The following is a 19,945-nucleotide window of genomic DNA, read 5'->3' on the forward strand; positions in this document are numbered from 1 at the left end:
GTTATGGCAAAGACAAGTCAAAAAACTACAAAAACAGTTAAGAAACGCAAGGTTAATGTTGAATCAACTGGAGAGGCGCATATCAATGCTTCCTTCAACAACATTATCGTTTCGTTGACAAATAAGAACGGAGATGTTATCTCTTGGTCCTCAGCCGGTAAAATGGGCTTCCGTGGATCTAAGAAAAATACTCCTTATGCAGCTCAATTGGCATCAGAAGATTGCGCAAAAGTTGCACACGACGCCGGTTTGCGTAAAGTAAAAGTTTACGTAAAAGGGCCAGGAAACGGTAGAGAATCTGCAATACGTTCCATCCACAACGCAGGAATTGAAGTAACCGAAATCATCGACGTTACGCCAATGCCGCACAACGGATGCCGTCCTCCAAAAAGAAGAAGAGTTTAATTAATTATAAATATCAATCTGAAGGAACCAAAAACTAAAGGATTAACGTAAGACCTTAATTTAGTTTTCCTTCATAACCTTAAATTAGAAATGGCAAGATATACTGGTCCAAAAACTAAAATCGCCCGTAAGTTCGGGGAAGCTATCTTCGGAGACGATAAGTCTTTCGAAAAAAGAAACTACCCTCCTGGGCAACACGGTAACGCACGTCGTCGTGGTAAGAAATCTGAATATGCAATCCAGTTGATGGAGAAGCAAAAAGCTAAATATACCTACGGTATTTTGGAGCGTCAGTTCAGAAATATGTTCAAAAAAGCAACTGCTGCTCCTGGAATTACAGGTCAAGTATTGCTTCAATTGTGTGAGTCTCGTTTAGACAATGTAGTGTTCCGTATGGGAATTTCCCCAAGTCGCTCTGGTGCTAGACAATTGGTTTCTCACCGTCATATCACCGTTAATGGTGAAAAAGTAAACATTCCATCGTACCAGTTGAAAGCTGGAGATGTAGTGGCCGTTAGAGAGAAATCAAAATCTCTTAGCGCAATCAACGATTCGTTGGCAAATGCAAGTCATGTTTATGAGTGGATCACTTGGAATGGCGACAAAAAGGAAGGAACTTTCGTTTCCGTACCTGAGCGTATCCAAATCCCAGAAAACATCAACGAGCAGTTTATCGTCGAATTATATTCTAAATAATAAAATAATCATATTGGTATTTGGCCAAAGGGTTTATAGTGTTCTTCAAACTTTTAAACCGCGCAACTAAATAACAATTAAAACGAAGAAAAAAAATGGCAGTATTTAGTTTTCAGAAGCCTGATAAAGTTATAATGGTAAATTCCACCGATTTCGAAGGGAAATTTGAATTTCGTCCTTTGGAACCAGGTTACGGACTTACCGTTGGTAACGCATTAAGACGCGTATTACTTTCCTCATTGGAAGGATTCGCCATCACTTCGGTTCGTATCGAAGGCGTGGATCACGAATTTTCTACCATCGCTGGAGTAGTAGAAGATGTTACCGAAATTATTTTGAACCTTAAGCAAGTTCGTTTCAAAAGACAGATTGATGAAATAGACAACGAAACCGTTACTATTTCAGTTTCTGGAAACGAGCAGTTAAAGGCTGGTGATTTCCAAAAATTCATTTCTGGCTTCCAAGTATTGAACCCAGACTTGGTTCTTTGCAATATGGACAAGAAAGTGAACCTAAATTTCGAAATAACTATCGAAAAAGGTCGCGGTTATGTTCCTGCTGAAGAGAACAAAAAGGCCAACGCTCCTTTGGGAACCATCTTTACAGATTCTATCTACACCCCTATAAAAAACGTGAAGTACAGTATTGAAAACTTCCGTGTAGAGCAAAAAACAGATTACGAAAAATTAGTTTTCGAAATCATTACAGACGGATCCATTCACCCAAAAGATGCATTGACCGAAGCTGCAAAAACTTTGATTCACCACTTTATGTTGTTCAGCGATGAGCGCATTACTTTGGAGGCTGACGAGATTGCACAAACTGAAACTTATGATGAAGAATCTCTTCACATGCGCCAGTTGCTTAAAACAAAATTGGTAGATATGGACCTTTCGGTTCGTGCGCTAAACTGTTTGAAAGCTGCAGAAGTTGATACTTTGGGAGATCTTGTTTCTTTCAACAAAAACGACTTGATGAAGTTCCGCAACTTCGGTAAAAAATCGCTTACTGAGCTTGAAGAGCTTGTAAACGTGAAAGGCCTAAACTTCGGAATGGATCTTGCAAAATATAAATTAGATAAAGATTAGTTAATACGTCATATTTTGCTCCCCAAAATGGGTTGATGCAAGATGATGATTAAAACAAAAATGTCATGAGACACGGAAAAAAAATAAATCACTTAGGCAGAAAAACTGCCCACAGACATTCAATGTTGGCCAACATGGCTTGTTCACTTGTTGAGCACAAACGTATCAACACAACTGTTGCGAAAGCAAAAGCTTTAAAACAATTTGTGGAGCCGTTGGTAACAAAATCTAAGGAAGACACCACACACAACCGTCGTTTAGTTTTCGCAAAATTGCGTCAAAAGGAAGCAGTTGCAGAACTTTTCAGAACTGTTGCGCCAAAAGTTGGTGATCGTCCAGGAGGTTATACCCGTATTATTAAACTGGGGAATCGTCTAGGTGATAATGCTGATATGGCAATGATAGAGCTTGTGGATTTCAACGAAATCTATAACGCTGGCAAAGCTACCAAGAAGAAATCTACTCGTAGAAGTCGTCGTGGAAGCGGAACTGGCACTGAAGCTGCCGCTGCAAAAGCTGCTCCGGCAAAAGCTGAAAAAGAAGCGAAAAAAGAAGAAGAATAAATGAATTTGAATTCATTAAATAACAAAGGGATAAGCGTTTTCGTTTATCCCTTTTTTTTATACTATTTTTGCAAAGAATTTTGAAATGCTGGATGCTTGATGATGGGTGACCTATGTTTTTTAACCTGAAACTTGCAACCAGAAACTTGAAACACTTCAAATAATGAAATACCAAACACGAAAAAAAGCACTTATTTTACTGGCAGATGGAACCATTTTCTACGGAAAAGCGGTTGGAAACAAAGAAGGCTCCGCCTTTGGCGAAGTTTGTTTTAACACCGGAATGACCGGTTATCAAGAAATTTTTACGGATCCATCATACTTCGGACAGATTATGGTTGCCACAAACGCCCACATCGGTAATTACGGTACCAATAAAGAAGAAGTAGAATCTGAAGGAATAAAAATTGCTGGCTTGGTGGTTCGAAATTTCAGCTACCATTATTCCCGCCCAGCGGCTGATGATTCCTTGGAAGAATTTTTAAATAGAAATAATCTTCTCGCAATAAGTGATGTGGATACTCGGGCGTTAGTAAGCTACATCCGCGACAATGGCGCAATGAACGCTGTAATTTCCACAGAAGTTGACAATATTGAAGGTTTGAAAAAACAACTGGCCGAAATTCCAGACATGAACGGTTTGGAACTCGCTTCAAAAGTTTCCACAAAGGAGCCCTATTTCTTCGGAAACGAAAATGCCAAATACAAAATATCAGCATTGGATTTGGGTATTAAGAAAAATATTCTTCGCAGACTTTCGGAGCGCGATTGTTATATAAAGGTATTTCCGTACAATGCTTCTTTTTCGGATATGGAAGCCTTTAATCCCGATGGTTATTTTATATCCAACGGCCCTGGTGATCCGGAACCACTTCACAGCGCAATAGAAGTTGTGAAAACAATTTTGGATAAAGAAGTGCCCATGTTTGGAATCTGTTTGGGCCACCAAATGTTAGCCTTGGCAAATGGAATTTCAACCTATAAAATGCATAATGGCCACCGCGGAATAAACCATCCCGTTATGAATTTGATCAGTGGTAAAGGTGAAATCACTTCCCAAAACCACGGTTTCGCTATCAATAGGGAAGAGGCAGAGGCAAACCCAGATATCGAAATAACCCACGAACATCTAAACGACCACACTGCGGCCGGAATTCGTCTGAAAAACAAACCAGCATTTTCAGTACAATATCATCCCGAAGCAAGTCCGGGACCGCACGATGCATCTTATCTTTTTGACCAATTCATTGAAAGTATTGAAAAGCATAAACTGCAAACTGCATAAAATATTCCAGACCTCACAGGTTTTTAAAAACCTGTGAGGTCTTTTCAAATAACTATTAACCAGTAACTATTAACTATTAACTTTCACCAATGAGCATCATCATCGACATCAACGCAAGACAAATATTTGATTCCAGAGGAAATCCCACAATTGAAGTTGACGTAATCACCGAAAACGGTTTTATGGGCCGGGCCGCAGTTCCTTCCGGAGCATCAACTGGCGAACATGAAGCTGTAGAACTTCGTGATGGGGGAAAAGCTTATATGGGGAAAGGTGTTTTAAAAGCTGTGGAAAACGTAAACGGTAAAATTGCCGGAACACTTTTGGGAATCTCTGTTTTTGAACAGGAATTGATCGATAAAACAATGATTGATTTGGATGGAACCAAAAATAAATCGAAACTTGGTGCCAATGCAATTTTGGGAGTTTCCTTGGCCGCGGCAAAAGCTGCTGCCAACGAACTTGGAATGCCATTGTATCGTTACGTAGGTGGAGTGAGTGCAAAAACGCTTCCCGTACCAATGATGAATATTATCAATGGCGGTTCGCACAGTGATGCGCCTATCGCATTTCAGGAATTTATGGTTATGCCTGTAAAGGCGAAAAACTTTACGCACGCAATGCAGATAGGTTCTGAAATTTTTCATAACCTTAAAAAAGTACTGCACGATCGCGGGTTGAGTACTGCTGTTGGCGACGAAGGCGGATTTGCCCCAACTTTAGATGGAACGGAGGATGCTTTGGATACTATTGCAAAATCAACCAAAAAAGCAGGTTACAAATTGGGCGATGATGTAATGATTGCTTTGGATTGTGCTGCAGCGGAATTCTATGTGAAGAAAAAATACGATTATACAAAGTTCGAAGGCGAAAAAGGAAAAGTACGTACTTCAAAAGAGCAGGCTGATTATTTAGCTGAATTGTGTAAAAAATATCCAATCATTTCAATTGAAGACGGAATGGATGAAAACGATTGGGAAGGCTGGAAATACTTGACCGAAAAGATTGGTGATAAAGTTCAATTGGTCGGAGACGATTTGTTTGTTACAAACGTGGAAAGGCTTTCAAGAGGTATTTCAGAAAAAATAGCCAACTCAATCCTTATAAAAGTGAATCAAATTGGCACCTTGACCGAAACTATCGCTGCAGTAAATATGGCACATAACGCGGGATATACTTCCGTGATGAGCCACCGAAGTGGGGAAACCGAAGACAACACTATTGCAGACCTTGCCGTTGCGCTTAACTGTGGTCAAATAAAAACAGGTTCGGCTTCAAGAAGTGACCGAATGGCAAAATACAATCAATTGCTAAGAATAGAGGAACAATTAGGCGAAGTTGCCTATTTTCCGCAGCGAAATGCTTTCAAAATATAGCATTTAATGAATGAATTGAAAACCTCGCAAATAGCGAGGTTTTTTTATATTCCAAAAATAGGCTGTATAACCGATGATTTAAGGATTTTTTAACCTAAGATTACTTAGAAATGTTAAAAAAATTGCTTGAGATTTTGTAATTTAGCATTTCTGAATAAATTAAAAAAACACACTATATTTTATGGCAAAGATGGCGACCCTCGAGATAGATGGTAAAAAATACGAGTTTCCAATTGTAGAGGGAACTGAAAACGAATTAGGGATAGATATAAAGAGTCTTCGTAGCGACACTAAGGGTGTTGTTACACTAGATCCAGGATATAAAAACACAGGTGCTTGCGAAAGTGCGATCACTTTTCTGGATGGTGAAAAAGGAATACTTCGTTACCGTGGATATGCCATCGAGGAACTTGCTGAAAAAGCACATTTCTTGGAGGTTTGTTACCTTCTTATTTTTGGTGAATTGCCCACCAAAACCCAATTAGAAAAATTCCATACAGACATAAAAGCACAATCACATGTTGATGAAGATGTAAAAAGAATTTTGGACGGTTTTCCAAAAGCCGCACACCCAATGGGCGTTCTGTCTTCTTTGACTTCGGCTTTGGTGGCTTTCAATCCTTCGTCCGTAAATGTGGATAGCGAGGAAGATATGTATAAAGCTATTGTGAAAATCCTTGGAAAATTCCCGGTTTTGACTGCTTGGACATATAGAAAACGTATGGGACTTCCGTTGGATTACGGCGGAGATTCTTTAGGATACGTGGATAACTTCCTAAAAATGATGTTCAAAAAACCAAGCGGAGAGTACACTACAAACGAAACTGTTTTAGAGGCTTTGGATAAATTGTTGATTCTTCATGCAGACCACGAACAGAACTGTTCTACGTCAACTGTGCGAATTGTTGGATCATCACACGCTGGTCTTTTTGTTTCAATTTCTGCAGGAATTGCAGCGCTTTGGGGGCCACTTCACGGAGGGGCAAACCAAGCGGTTATTGAAATGCTTGAAGCTATTAAGGAAGACGGTGGCGATACCAAAAAATTTATGGCCAAAGCAAAAGACAAGGACGATCCTTTCCGATTGATGGGCTTTGGGCACAGAGTCTATAAAAACTTTGACCCACGCGCAAAAATCATTAAAAAGGCTGCAGATGATGTTTTAGAGAATTTGGGTATTGAAGACGAAATTTTAGACATTGCAAAAGCATTGGAGAAAGAAGCTTTGGAAGATCCATATTTCGTGGACAGAAAATTATATCCAAACGTAGATTTCTATTCAGGAATCATTTATCGCGCATTAGGAATTCCAGTTGAAATGTTTACGCCAATGTTCGCTTTAGGGCGTTTGCCGGGTTGGATTGCACAATGGAGAGAAATGCGTTTAAACAAAGAACCAATAGGCCGTCCTCGTCAAATTTATACTGGCGAAACCCTAAGGAGCTTTGTGTCTGTAGAAAAAAGATAAAAACAATTTTTAATATATTTGAAAGCACTTCGGTATCGAGGTGCTTTTTTTATATTTGCTATATGATCAATTTAAATATCAACGACGAAATTTCACCATTGCGTGCTGTAATATTGGGTAGGGCCGATAGCAATGGCCCCGTGCCAAAACTTGAAGACGCTTACGATCCAAAATCTGCAGAGCATATAAAAGCTGGTACATATCCAAAGGATGAAGATATGGTTGCCGAAATGGAGGCCGTTGCTGAAGTTTTTAAAAAGTATGATGTAAAAGTTTATAGGCCGCATTCCATAAAAGATTACAATCAAATTTTTTCGAGAGATATTGCTTTTGTGATTGAGGATAAATTTATAATCGCCAATATTCTCGATGACCGTTCTATGGAAATTGAAGCCATTGAGCATGTAATAAACCAAATTGATCCCTCGAAAGTAATAGAATTTCCCGAAAATGCACATATTGAAGGTGGCGATGTAATGCCATGGGGTGACTACATTTTTGTGGGTACCTATTACGGCGAAGATTATCCAAGTTTTATTACGGCACGCACAAATATGAAAGCCGTAAAACATCTTCAAAAATTGTTTCCGCATAAAAAAGTGAAATCATTCAGTCTTCGGAAAAGTAATTCCGTTGCCGATGAAAACGCATTGCATTTGGATTGTTGTTTTCAGCCTTTGGGAAGAGGCAAGGCAATCATCCACAAAGAAGGTTTTTTGATTGAAGAAGAATATCAATGGCTTATTGATTTCTTCGGAAAGGAAAATTGTTTTCATATTACAAAAAACGAAATGTATAATATGAACAGTAATATTTTCTCTATTTCCCCCGATGTTGTTATTTCAGAAAAAAACTTTACAAGATTAAACACTTGGCTACGCGAACAAGGCTTTACGGTTGAAGAAGTTCCCTATGCCGAAATCTCCAAACAGGAAGGTTTACTTCGTTGTACAACTATGCCTCTTATTAGGGATTAATGTAATTTCTTTTCTTTTCGGTCGACCAAAAAGCTATTATTTACGTAAGTATTGTAAATAATCCTTTTAAAACCTTCCGATGAAAACTCTAACCACTCTTATTTTTTCGCTATTTATTTTTTCTGACAGCTTTTCACAGGGTAAAATTGACGGATTTTACAAAGGAAAAGGCAACACTTCCGTGGTTTTGGGGGTTGGTTTTGAGGATCCCAAAAGTTACTTTGCTGGGACAGAAAAAATCGATTTAAGTCGAAGTCTTTATTATATAAATCTTTACAGTGCTTATGGAATTACAGATAATCTTGATGTGAATGTTTCAATTCCTTATTTAAGTAGTAATAATGAAAGTGATTTTCAGGATGTTTCCTTAATGTTGAAATATCGTTTTTTTAAATCTGCTTCTGAAATCGGAAATCTTGAATTTAGTTTGGGCGCTGGGTTTTCAACACCTCTTTCAAATTATAATGTTGGGGGGTTGAATGATATAGGCCAACAAGCAACAATTATTGAAACCCGGGTAATGGCACATTACAAATGGAGCTCTGGTTGGTTTGCGACCTTGCAAAGCGGTTTCTCTTTTAAATTTGAGGAAACCCCAAATAGCATTCCCATAACCTTCAAAGCAGGAAAGGCAGCCGGCAATTGGTATTACGATGCTTTTTATGATTATCAGCATTCTTTTGGCGGAATTGATTACAGAGGGACTCCCCGTCCGCAAAACTTCAAGGAGCTTGGCGTTGACTATCACAAAGTTGGTGGAACGCTCTATCGCACTCTTTCTGAAAACTTTGGAGCCGCAATAAATCTTTCCTATATTTTAAGTGGAAGAAATACCTTCCAAGGGCCAGCTTACGGTTTGTCAATAGTGTACAATTTGTAAGGCATTGTAACTATTTGTTATTCCTATTAAATGACGGTTCAAAGGCTTATTTAACAAAAAATCCGCCCGCACTTTCACAAAAAATTAGTAAACTTGGCGTAACAAAATTTTAACACTTTGAAAAAATTATTCTCCCTGTCTTTTTTAGTACTGTTTTTAGCAGTTTTTTCCCCGCTTACCGCCCAACAAAAAAACATAACCTTAGAAGATATTTGGAAACCGGGCTCCAATGTTTTTAGAATTGAAAGGCTTGACGTGCTACATTCTATGAACAATGGTAAGGAATATGCCGTTTTAAACTATGATGGGCAAAACAAAGTTTCCACTGTAGATGTGTATGATTATAAAAGTGGTGAAAAAGTACGAACACTTTTAAACAGTAAGGATTTAAAGGGAATAGATTACGTAATTTCCTATGAATTCAACAAAGACGAAACCAAAATCCTTTTTTCAACTGAACTGGAGCAAATATACCGCCGTTCTTCACTTGGCACCTATTACGTTTACGATTTAAAAACCAAGAATTTCAGCCTCGTTTCAACCAATAAAATACAGGAGCCAACCTTCAGTAACGATGGCAGTAAAATGGCTTATGGTTTTCAAAACAATCTTTATATAAAAGACCTAAATTCTGGCGAAACCCAGCAAATAACCACAGATGGTAAAAAGAACAGTATTATTAATGGTATTACCGATTGGGTTTACGAAGAAGAATTCGCCTTTGTGCGTGCTTTTGAATGGAGCTTAAATGGCGATAAACTGGCATATATAAAATTTGACGAAACCGAAGTGCCAGAGTTTACGATGGATGTTTATGGCCAAAATCTTTATCCATATCCCAATACCTTCAAATATCCGAAAGCAGGGGAGAACAATTCCAAAGTTTCCTTGCAGCTTTATGATCTTTCCAGCGGAAAAACTTCCGAAGTAAATCTTTCAAAATACAACAGCTATTACATTCCACGCTTGCTTTGGACGCAAGACAACAATCAGCTAAGCGTTCAACTTACCAATCGCCATCAAAATATTTTGGATTTGGTTTTTGTGGATGCTTCCAACAATACTTCAAAACTAATTTTAGAGGAAAAGGATGCTGCGTATGTTGACGTTACGGATAATCTAACTTTTCTGAACAACAACAGCTTCTTTTGGACCAGTGAGAAAGATGGCTGGAACCATATATACCAATACGATAAAGACGGAAAACTTTTGAACCAAGTAACAAAAGGTCCGTGGGAGGTGACCGCATATTACGGTTTTGATCAAAATACGGGGCGGGTTTACTATCAAAGTACCGAAAATGGAAGCATCAACCGCGATGTATATTCCATACTGCCTTCGGGAAAAAATAAAGTCCGCTTATCCCAAAAAACGGGAACGAATGATGCCGATTTCAGTGCGGACTACACCTATTATATCGGTTCTTTTTCTGATGTAAATACACCTTATTTATTCACGCTAAATGAAGCTAAAACTGGAAAAATAATCCGCGAAATAAAGAATAACAACAATCTAAAAAACCGATTGGCTTCCTATAAAATTTCACCAAAGGAATTTTCTACCATAAACATCAACGGCGAGGATTTGAATATGTATATGATAAAACCTTTGGACTTTGATGAAACCAAGCAATATCCACTTTTTCTTTATCAGTACTCTGGTCCCGGTTCGCAGAACGTTTCCAATAGTTGGATGGGTTCAAATGATTGGTGGCACCAAATGCTTGCCAATGAGGAGCAAATTATTATTGCCTGTGTTGATGGCCGCGGAACAGGTTTTAAAGGAAGGGATTTCAAAAAAATGACCCAAAAGGAAATGGGCAAGTATGAAGTGCAGGACCAAATAGCCATCGCAAAAAAACTAAGCGAACTACCGTATATTGATGCTTCCAGAACAGGTATCTGGGGCTGGAGCTACGGCGGGTTTATGTCCTCAAACTGTCTATTTCAAGGTGCCGATACTTTTGAAATGGCCATCGCCGTTGCGCCTGTAACCAGCTGGAGGTTTTATGACAGTATTTATACCGAAAGGTATATGCAAACGCCGCAGGAAAACCCTTCAGGTTATGATAATAACTCACCAATTTCGCACGTAGATAAATTGAAAGGAAAATTTTTGTTGGTTCACGGAAGTGCCGATGATAATGTTCACGTTCAAAATACCATGCGTTTAATTGAAGCCTTGGTGCAAGCCAACAAACAGTTTGATTGGAGAATATATCCCGATAAAAACCACGGTATTTATGGTGGCAACACCCGTCTGCATCTTTATACTTTAATGACCGATTTCATCAAAAAGAATTTATAAAAATTAAATCTAACTAATAATTAATCATATGTCAGAAGCACTTCAATATCAAAAACAAAAGGAATTATTTGGCCACCCTGTAGGTCTTTACATATTGTTTTTCACAGAAATGTGGGAACGTTTTTCCTATTACGGAATGCGCGCCATTTTGGTACTTTACTTAGTGGCAGAAGCAACAAGCGGTAACCCAGGCTTAGGTTGGACCAATGGTGATGCGCTTTCACTTTACGGGACTTATACGATGTTGGTTTATGTGGCTTCTATTCCCGGAGGTTGGATTGCCGATAAATTTTTAGGACAAAAACAGTCCGTACTTGTTGGTGGGATTTTACTTGTTCTGGGCCACGGAATTCTTTCAGTGGAACAAATGTGGGCATTTTACACAGGTCTTGGACTGATCATAGCGGGAGTTGGAATGCTAAAACCGAATATTTCAACTATGGTTGGAGGTCTTTATAAGCCTGGAGATATTAGAAGAGACAAAGGTTTTACAATATTCTATATAGGTATAAACGTTGGTGCATTTTTATCAAGTTTGATAGTAGGTTATGTAGGCGAAGTTTACGGCTGGCATTACGGTTTTGGTCTTGCTGCAATAGGAATGTTGTTGGGTTTAATTCAATATTTGGTAGGACAAAAACATTTGAAGTATGTAGGTAACAATACCAATAAATCGATTGATCCGGAAGAAAAAGCGGCAATGAAAAGACCGCTATCAAAAATTGAAAAAGATAGAATGATTGTATTGTTCATTTCTTTCATTTTGGTGATTGTATTCTGGGGCGCTTTTGAACAGGCAGGAGGTTTAATGAACATTTATGCTTCAGAAAAAACCAATAGAATGTTGATGGGGTGGGAGGTGCCAGCTTCTTGGTTCCAATCTTTAAATGCACTTTTCATAATCATTTTAGGGACAAGTGTTGCTGCTTATTGGGCACATAGAAAGTTGAAAGGAAAAATATCAACCTCACTTTTCAAAATGTGTATTGGCTTAATTATAATGGGAACTGGCTTCTTTTTTATGACAGGAGCCGCTGCACAGTACAATGCAGATGGCGCTTCTGCAATGTATTGGTTAGTAGCTGCTTATTTGTTCCACACTGTTGGTGAATTATGTTTGTCGCCGGTAGCACTTTCATACATTACAAAATTGGCTCCTTTAAAATATGCTTCCTTAATGATGGGTGTTTATTTTGCAATGACTGGTTTTGGAAATAAAGTAGCTGGACTGCTTGGAGAATCTGCTTCAGATTTAGGTGAATATACAGTGTTTACTGGAATTGCAGTTTTCTGTGTAGTATTCGGCTTATTGGTATTATTGGTAAGAAAGAAACTAGAGAATCTTACACATGGGGCAGAAGATAACGAGCGCGAAATTCTTGAAAACGAAGGATTCGAATTGGCAGATCCAGACCATACTAAAGGAAACTAATTTTTCAAAAATTCAATTTAACCAAAGCATAAACAAATGAACACCGATATAGAAAATCTGTTTAAGGACAAAGTTTTAGGGCATCCCGCGGGGCTTTTTATCCTTTTCTTTACTGAAATGTGGGAGCGCTTTTCCTTCTACGGAATGCGAATCCTTTTGGTACTATTCTTAACGGCTCCAATTTTAAGTGACAATCCAGGTTGGGAATGGCCACGTGAAAACGCGTTAGCTTTAATAGGTACTTATGCTTCCTTGCTCTATTTAACTCCAATTATTGGAGGGTGGATAGCCGATAAAATTACGGGTTATCGTATGGCGGTGGTTATTGGATGTGTTGTAATGACATTGGGCCACGCCTCTATGGCGTTGGAAACAACTGCTTCTTTTTATTTGGGGCTTGCCCTTTTGGTGATAGGAACAGGTTTTTTTAAGCCGAATATTACGTCTATTATTTCTGAAATGTACAAAGGCAAGGAATCCAAAAAAGATGGAGCTTATACCATATTTTATATGGGTGTGAATGCTGGAGCATTTTTCGGAATGATGCTTTGTGGTTATTTAGCCGAAAATTATGGCTGGTCTTGGGGCTTTGGTTTGGCAGGTATTTTTATGTTTTTGGGAATGCTTCAGTTTTTGCTGGCGGGAAAACTATTTGGAAATATTGGTGCAAAACCTTCAAAAATTCACGAGGTAGAAATTCCACAAAACATTAATGAAGAAAGACCTGAACTACGTGAAGAGGAAGTGGTGCCAACAAAATTAAACCCATTTACCACTTTTGATAAAATTTTGGTAGTGCTATCCTCAGTTGGTGGTTTGTTGTATCTTTTTAATGATCCATTGGAAAAAATAGGCGGAACATCGTTAGTCCCTTTTGAAGTTGGTGGTTTAAGCGGTACTAATGTAGTTGTTTTAACAGCCTTGGTTTTGTTCTTAATATTATTAATAACACGTATAGCTAGATATTTGCCAATAGTTCGCGACAGGATTATAGCTGTTTCAATCTTCGGACTTTTTACCGTTTTCTTCTTTTCGTTTTTTGAACAATCGTTGGGTTCAATGACATTATTCGCAAGGGATTATACCGACAGGACTTTGGTAGGAAATTCTGCAATGATTTTTAAAGTTGTGGATGCACTTTTAACTACAGTTCCGTTGATAATAATTACTTGGGTAATCTTTCTTCTTTTCAAGAAAACTTTCAATAGAATTGGAGCCTCCAATATTGTGCTGGCAATAGCCTTTATTGGTGTTTGGGGATTGGTGCTTTATAGACTGTACGATAAATTTTCACAGGAAGGAAATGAAGTTGACGCAACTTGGTTTGGTATTTTGAATTCGTTCTTTATTATTACATTGGCACCTTTATTTTCAAGATGGTGGGAGAGTAAGTACAATCCGAGCGCTGGAATGAAATATGGAATAGGGTTAATACTTCTAGGGCTTGGCTTTGCGGTATTGTCCTATGGTGCTTCCGACATTCCTTCGGGAGCAATGACTGCTTCTGTGAGCATGATATTTTTGATTTTGGCTTATTTGCTCCACACAATGGGCGAGCTTTGCATCTCACCGGTTGGACTTTCTTATTTAAGTAAATTGGTGCCAGCAAGAATGATTGGTTTCATGTTTGGAGTATGGTATTTAGCCATTGCAGTGGGTCAAAAAGCAGCAAACACAATGGGAGGTATGATTGATGAAATTTCCGCTAAATATTCCTTAGGGACATTCTTTTTAATTTTCACATTAATACCTATTGTTGTGGGGATAATTGCAATGGTGTTAAATCCTGTTCTAAAAAAATTAATGCACGGCATCCGTTAATACACAATACTTTATACTACAAAAGCGTTCCTTTTTTATGGAACGCTTTTTGTTTCAAAAATCCTGAAAACTAAAAAAAATTACAATGAAATATTTTCTACTTCTCCTTTTTGTTTTTTCCGCAGCTACAATCAATTCCCAAGAAATTAACTGGATGACGATGAACGAAGCCATTGCGGCGCAAAAAAAAGAACCCAAAAAGATTTTTATGGACGTTTACACCACTTGGTGCGGCCCCTGCAAAATGCTCGATAAAAATACCTTTAGCGATAAAGAGGTTATTGAATATATAAACAAAAATTATTACGCTGTTAAATTCAACGCGGAGGGGACTGAGGAGGTAAACTATCAAGATTTTGTTTATACCAATCCCAATTATGATCCGGCAAGAAAAGGCAGAAACTCACAGCATCTGTTCGCGCACGCCTTAAAGGTAAATGCCTATCCAAGTGTTGTTTTCTTCAAAGAGAATGGAGACCTCATTCAAGCTGTTCCTGGCTACAGAACGCCACAGCAACTTGAGATTTTCCTAAAAATGATCCACAGTGATGATTATTTGGAAATAACAACCGCAGAGGCGTGGGAAGAATACCAGAAAAATTTTAAACCCACATTTTAGAATAGCATTTTCGGTTTCATATTCGGGCTATTCTATTGAGAAAGCTCCTTGTTTTGCAGTATGGCAAAACGGGAGCTTTTTTAATTTACACGTCTTTTCCCAGCGTTTCACATAGGTAAAATAGTTGCTTCCATCTGCGACAATCTGCTTCGGTTTTAAGCTGTCAATAATTCGGTTGAGGTTCACTTTTGGGCTGTTGGTCAGTAAAAGTGTGTGGATGCTTTTTCGCTTCGGATAAATTCCCAAACTATCCAAAACTAAAATGTTTTTGTTCTTATATTGAAATATTTTTGGAATTTTTTCTTCGGAATAATTTTCAATATTATTTGCGCTTCGGAATGATTTTATAGGATATTCTTCGGAAATGTTATTAGTTGAGTCGTTTTTAAAAACCGTAAAATTCGTTCCATTTTTATAGCCAATCAAGGTCTGTTTGCTTTTCTGAAAAACGATAAATTGGTTCGCTGAAGTTCGGAATTCATCATAAATGTAAATTGCTATAAACGCGGAAATGGACAATAACGATACTACTAAACGGCGATAATTCATTTTTTTCAGAAATAGTGCCAATGCAATTATCAAAAGATAGGCAGCCAAAACCTTTAATGCAGAAAAGTGTATGTCTTTAAAAAGAAATTCATCCTGCACGGCAACCCAATGAATAAAGCCATTCAACCCTTCAATCAGAAAATTATAGCTTTCCGCAAGCCAATTTGGAAGGATTTCTAAAGAAGCTAAAACAACTATCAGTATTCCGCCGCCCATCAAAATTGTTAAAAAGGGAAGTATCACAATATTGGTCAACAAAAACAACCCGGGAAACTGATGGAAATAATAGAGAGTCAAAGGCAAAACGCCAATTTGGGCACAGATGGTTACAGACAAAATCATCCAAATTTTACGAATGATCCGATATTTTGAATAACCAACTTTATAGAAAATGGGTTGAAGCCAAACAATAAAAAACACAGCTAAATAACTCAACTGAAACCCAACTTGAAAAAGCCAAAGGGGATTGATGACCAAAAGCGTTAAAAACGAAAGAAACAAGGTATTTATGGAATTCGTTTCCCTTTTAAAAATTCCTGCCATTGCAAAAAAGATAAACATAGTTACGGCCCGCGTTACGGAAGGCGATAAACCCGAAAGCAATGCGAAACCCCACAGCAGTAAAACAATTACCGCAGATTGAAGATATATTCCATATTTCCATCTTTTAAGAGGGTTCAAAAGAAATGTTAGTATGAAAAACAGAATACCCACGTGCAGCCCCGACACTGCCAAAATATGGACGGCTCCCGCAGCGGCGTATTCGTTGTAAAGATTTTTATCAACGTCTTTCTTTTCGCCTAAAATCAACGCTTGAATTATGGCGCGTTCGTCGGTTTTCAATTTTGTTTTTTGCAGCTTTTCAACTATTCCCGCCCGAAAATTCTGTGCTGCCCCAAGAAACGTTTGTTTGCCCATTTTGGACTTTAAAATTTTCTTTTCTGAAATTCGCATTTGACCATAAACCCCAAGGGATTGCATGTATTTTGAATAGTTGAATTGGTGCGGGTTCAGCGGTTGTGGGATTTCGGAGATTGGAGCGTAAACCAATAAAATCTCATCCGGTGAAATTTTTTTCTGCAAGGAATCCTTTGTAATGTTCAGCAATATTTTGCCGTTTGCTTTTTCCCCGTTTACGGCATTCACTTTTGCAAAATATTTAAAATTGAACTTGTCTGGTTTTAAGTTCTGCGTAATTTTCAATTGAACCAATGCAGCAGATTCTTCAGAAATAATATTTGAATAATGATTATCTTGAAATCGCGGCAACCGCATTTGATAGCTGAAATAACCAATACAGAAGAAGCAGAAATAAATCGCAATTCCGAAGTGAACTTGTTGAAAAAGCTGGTTTCGTGTCCAAATCCAAAGGATAAAAACAAGAAAGAAAACAATTAAAAGAAAGGGCAAAGAAAAAACGGAAAGAGGGAAGTAGTGCGAAGTGAGAATTCCCAAAACCAGAAAAACGGAAAACTTTACGACAGTGAAGTTTATGAATTTCATACCCCCAAATTTTAAGTGAAACCTAAAATGTATTGGGGAGAATAGAATTACTTAAAATTAAGGAAAATTCTTTAAAGAAACTAAATAATCCGTCGCACTTCAACAAATGCCTTTTTCCAATAAGCTTCATCTAAAGACGAAATAATAACGCCGGCCTGTGTTGTGGAGTGGATAAATTTCACCTCGCCTCTTTTGGCTTCAACCACCAAACCTACGTGTGTAATTGCATTTCTTGAACTTGTTTTGAAAAAAACCAGATCGCCCTTTTCAATATCCTTAAAGGAAACAAGAATTCCCTTTTTTGCCATATCGCGCGATATTCGCGGCAAAGTGATGTTTTCTTTTTGAAAAGCGGTGTAAACCAAACCTGAGCAATCCATTCCTGCACTTGTGGTGCCACCAAATTTATAACGTGTTCCCTGAAAAGATTTTGCGTAATCTATAATGGTTTCCCGAACGTCTTTGGCGTCTTCTTTTTCAGGTTCTTCCTCTTTTGCAATTACTTGTTTATTGCTTTTTGTTCTTTCTTTTTTAGTGTTTTGTGTTTTTGGAGTTTCCTTTCCTATAATGGCTTCCGGAACTTTTCCTGTATTTTTTGTGCTCCCACAGGAAACTAGGAAAAAAGCAAAAAGGGTAAAAAAGAGTATTTTTTTCATCAATAGGGAATAGCAGATTAATGCTTAAAAGTAAAGAAAAATCTTTACTTGGGCTTGATTGCGGAATGAATTAGTTTTGCGGTGTTTTCACTCGCGCCCCGTCCGCCAAGGGCTTTTTCCAAATCGTAATAGTCCAAAAACATTGTGGCTCTTTTGTAGGGATCCAAAATTTTGGTTAGTTCTTCCTTTAAACGTTTTGTATTAAAATCATTTTGAATTAACTCAGTAACTACCTCTTTGTCGAGAATTAAATTCACTAATGAAATATAATCCAATTTAATAACCCTTTTTGCAATTTCATAACTGATTTTGCTGCCTTTATAACAAACCACTTGCGGCACTTTAAACAATGCGGTTTCCAAAGTGGCCGTGCCCGATGTAACCAAAGCAGCGTCTGAAATGCTCAAAAGATCGTAGGTTTTATTGGTTACAAAATGCACGTTTTTGGTGCTGAGAAATGTTTCGTAGAACGATTTTTCCTGACTTGGTGCACCCGCAATCACAAACTGATAATCCTTAAAATCCTTTGCTACGGAAATCATTATTTCCAGCATTTTTTTTATTTCTTGTTTTCGGCTGCCGGGAAGTAGTGCCACAACTGGCCGATTATCCAATCCGTTTTCTTTTTTGAAAGTTTCTGGGTCAACTTGCTTTTGGCTATAGATGGCATCAATCAACGGATGACCCACAAAATGTACGGGAAATTCGTGTTTCTTTTCGTAAAAATCCTTTTCAAAAGGAAGGATGACATACATCTCGTCCACATCGCGTTTTATGTCTTTGATGCGACCTTCCTTCCAGGCCCAGATTTGTGGGGAAATATAATAATGTGTTTTATAGCCTTTGTTGCGTGCCCATTTCATAATCCGGAAATTGAAGCCGGGGTAATCTATAAAAATGAGAACATCTGGATTGTATGTTTCAATGTCCTTTTTACACAGTTTTATGTTTTTCAGAATGGTGCCAAGATTCATGACCACTTCAGCAAAGCCCATAAAAGCTAGCTCGCGATAATGTTTTACCTCAACTCCTCCAACAGCCTTCATCAAATCGCCGCCCCAAAAACGGAAGTCAGCCTTGGCATCTTCCTTTTTTAGCGCTTTCATTAAATTGGCTCCGTGCAAATCGCCGGAAGCTTCGCCTGCTATGAGGTAGTATTTCATTTTGAAATGTTATATGTTTAAAGTTATAAGTTTAAAGTTTAAAGTTGTGGTTCCTGATAATAACCAGAAACTAGAAACTTGAAACAAGAAACTATTTTATTACATTTTGAATAAGAATATCAAAAAATTCCGTCAATGTCATTCCAGCCTCTCGGGCTTGTTTGGGAACGATGCTTTCTGTGGAAAGACCGGGATTGGTATTAATCTCAAGAAAATAGGGTTTTCCTTTTTCAATAATAAATTCGCTACGGGTGATGCCTTTCATATTCAGCAATTTGTAAATACGGACGGCTTCTTTTTGTACCATTTCGGTCTCTTCCTCGGAAATTCTTGCAGGAGTAATTTCCTGTGATTTCCCTAAATATTTTGCTTCGTAATCAAAAAAGTCATTTTCGGAAACAATTTCGGTAACCGGAAGCGCGATTATTTCTTCGCCTTTATTATAAACTCCAACCGAAACTTCAACACCAACAAGGGCTGTTTCAATTATAATTTCAGAATCTTCCTTAAAGGCATTTTCAATGGCGGGCATCAGTTCTTCCATTTCGTGAACTTTGCTCACGCCAAAACTGGAGCCGGAACGGTTTGGTTTTACAAAACAGGGCAGGCCGGTTTTCTTTACAATTTCTTCCAAATTAATTTCCGTGCCTTCATTCACATAATACGAATTTGCAGCCCGAACCCCAAAATTCTTTAAAACCGAAAGACAATCACGTTTGTTAAAACTCAGCGCCGCTTGGTAATAATCCGTACTGGTATGCGGAATTTTCAGCAATTCCCAATAGGCTTGCAAATAGCCATCCTCACCGGGCGTCCCGTGTATGGTATTAAAAATAACATCGGGGCGAATGGTTTCCGTGCCGTTATTAAAGCTAAAATCTGCTTTGTTTACGGGATGTTTTGTGCCGTTTTTAGCAACAAAATACCAGCCTTCCTCCAAAATATGGACTGGATACACTTCATATTTATTTTTATCGAGGGCGTTGCAAACCACTTCGCCGCTGTTTAGCGAAATCTCAAACTCGCTGGAATAGCCGCCCATAGCCACGGCAATATGTTTTTTTCCCATAACAAATCATTAAAACCTACGTTAAATAACTCACAAAACAAAAATATCACTTATCCATAGAAAGATACTAACTTTGGGTTTTATATTT

Annotated in this window: 17 protein-coding genes; 13 read left to right on the forward strand and 4 right to left on the reverse strand. The window is 38.1% G+C overall.

The annotated features are described in order from the left end of the window. The first annotated feature begins 3 nt into the window (after positions 1–3). From rpsK to A7A78_RS14150, 13 genes are all read left to right on the forward strand, one after another. Positions 4–405 (forward strand): 30S ribosomal protein S11, encoded by a 402-nt coding sequence (gene rpsK, locus A7A78_RS14090; protein WP_068763108.1) that lies wholly within the window; start codon positions 4–6, stop codon positions 403–405. 90 nt (positions 406–495) lie between these two features. Beyond that, positions 496–1,101, forward strand: coding sequence for a 30S ribosomal protein S4 (gene rpsD, locus A7A78_RS14095; protein ID WP_068763109.1), 606 nt, complete (start codon positions 496–498; stop codon positions 1,099–1,101). 95 nt (positions 1,102–1,196) lie between these two features. Next, entirely contained in the window at positions 1,197–2,189 is a 993-nt protein-coding gene (locus A7A78_RS14100; protein ID WP_068763110.1) for a DNA-directed RNA polymerase subunit alpha, read from the forward strand. 65 nt (positions 2,190–2,254) lie between these two features. Then, entirely contained in the window at positions 2,255–2,752 is a 498-nt protein-coding gene (rplQ, locus tag A7A78_RS14105; RefSeq protein ID WP_068763111.1) for a 50S ribosomal protein L17, read from the forward strand. Positions 2,753–2,915: 163 nt separating this feature from the next. Continuing rightward, complete coding sequence (gene carA, locus A7A78_RS14110) at positions 2,916–4,037, forward strand: glutamine-hydrolyzing carbamoyl-phosphate synthase small subunit (protein ID WP_068763112.1); 1,122 nt, start codon at positions 2,916–2,918, stop codon at positions 4,035–4,037. Positions 4,038–4,126: 89 nt separating this feature from the next. Then, positions 4,127–5,413, forward strand: coding sequence for a phosphopyruvate hydratase (gene eno, locus A7A78_RS14115; RefSeq protein WP_068763113.1), 1,287 nt, complete (start codon positions 4,127–4,129; stop codon positions 5,411–5,413). Between the two features lie 181 nt (positions 5,414–5,594). Next, on the forward strand, positions 5,595–6,881 hold the full coding sequence (locus A7A78_RS14120) for a citrate synthase (RefSeq protein WP_068763114.1): 1,287 nt from the start codon (positions 5,595–5,597) through the stop codon (positions 6,879–6,881). A 62-nt stretch (positions 6,882–6,943) separates the two neighbouring features. Next, positions 6,944–7,858, forward strand: coding sequence for a dimethylarginine dimethylaminohydrolase family protein (locus A7A78_RS14125; protein WP_068763115.1), 915 nt, complete (start codon positions 6,944–6,946; stop codon positions 7,856–7,858). Positions 7,859–7,937: 79 nt separating this feature from the next. Then, positions 7,938–8,738, forward strand: a complete 801-nt coding sequence (locus A7A78_RS14130; RefSeq protein ID WP_068763116.1) for a transporter — start codon at positions 7,938–7,940, stop codon at positions 8,736–8,738. A gap of 117 nt (positions 8,739–8,855) precedes the next feature. Further along, the gene (locus tag A7A78_RS14135) at positions 8,856–11,045 is read left to right on the forward strand and encodes a S9 family peptidase (RefSeq protein WP_068763117.1); all 2,190 of its coding nucleotides are present in this window, start codon (positions 8,856–8,858) and stop codon (positions 11,043–11,045) included. A gap of 28 nt (positions 11,046–11,073) precedes the next feature. Further along, the gene (locus A7A78_RS14140) at positions 11,074–12,477 is read left to right on the forward strand and encodes a peptide MFS transporter (RefSeq protein ID WP_068763118.1); all 1,404 of its coding nucleotides are present in this window, start codon (positions 11,074–11,076) and stop codon (positions 12,475–12,477) included. A gap of 36 nt (positions 12,478–12,513) precedes the next feature. Further along, the gene (locus A7A78_RS14145; RefSeq protein ID WP_068763119.1) at positions 12,514–14,298 is read left to right on the forward strand and encodes a peptide MFS transporter; all 1,785 of its coding nucleotides are present in this window, start codon (positions 12,514–12,516) and stop codon (positions 14,296–14,298) included. Positions 14,299–14,383: 85 nt separating this feature from the next. Continuing rightward, positions 14,384–14,917: a thioredoxin family protein gene (locus A7A78_RS14150; protein WP_068763120.1), complete on the forward strand. Its 534-nt coding sequence runs from the start codon at positions 14,384–14,386 to the stop codon at positions 14,915–14,917. A 27-nt stretch (positions 14,918–14,944) separates the two neighbouring features. On the opposite strand, the gene A7A78_RS14155 is transcribed toward A7A78_RS14150, so the two are convergent. The 4 genes from A7A78_RS14155 to A7A78_RS14170 form a co-directional block, all read right to left on the reverse strand. After that, positions 14,945–16,969 carry a ComEC/Rec2 family competence protein gene (locus A7A78_RS14155; protein WP_068763121.1) on the reverse strand — a complete coding sequence of 675 codons (2,025 nt, stop codon included), beginning with the start codon at positions 16,967–16,969 and terminating at the stop codon, positions 14,945–14,947. Between the two features lie 80 nt (positions 16,970–17,049). Beyond that, a complete protein-coding gene (locus A7A78_RS14160) occupies positions 17,050–17,625 on the reverse strand; it encodes a C40 family peptidase (RefSeq protein ID WP_068763122.1) in 576 nt (191 codons plus the stop codon). Positions 17,626–17,669: 44 nt separating this feature from the next. Further along, positions 17,670–18,788, reverse strand: a complete 1,119-nt coding sequence (gene lpxB, locus A7A78_RS14165; protein WP_068763123.1) for a lipid-A-disaccharide synthase — start codon at positions 18,786–18,788, stop codon at positions 17,670–17,672. Positions 18,789–18,879: 91 nt separating this feature from the next. Beyond that, entirely contained in the window at positions 18,880–19,857 is a 978-nt protein-coding gene (locus A7A78_RS14170; RefSeq protein WP_068763124.1) for a D-alanine--D-alanine ligase, read from the reverse strand. Positions 19,858–19,945 lie beyond the last annotated feature (88 nt).

Source organism: Aequorivita soesokkakensis, assembly GCF_001641085.1.
Lineage (GTDB): Bacteria > Bacteroidota > Bacteroidia > Flavobacteriales > Flavobacteriaceae > Aequorivita > Aequorivita soesokkakensis.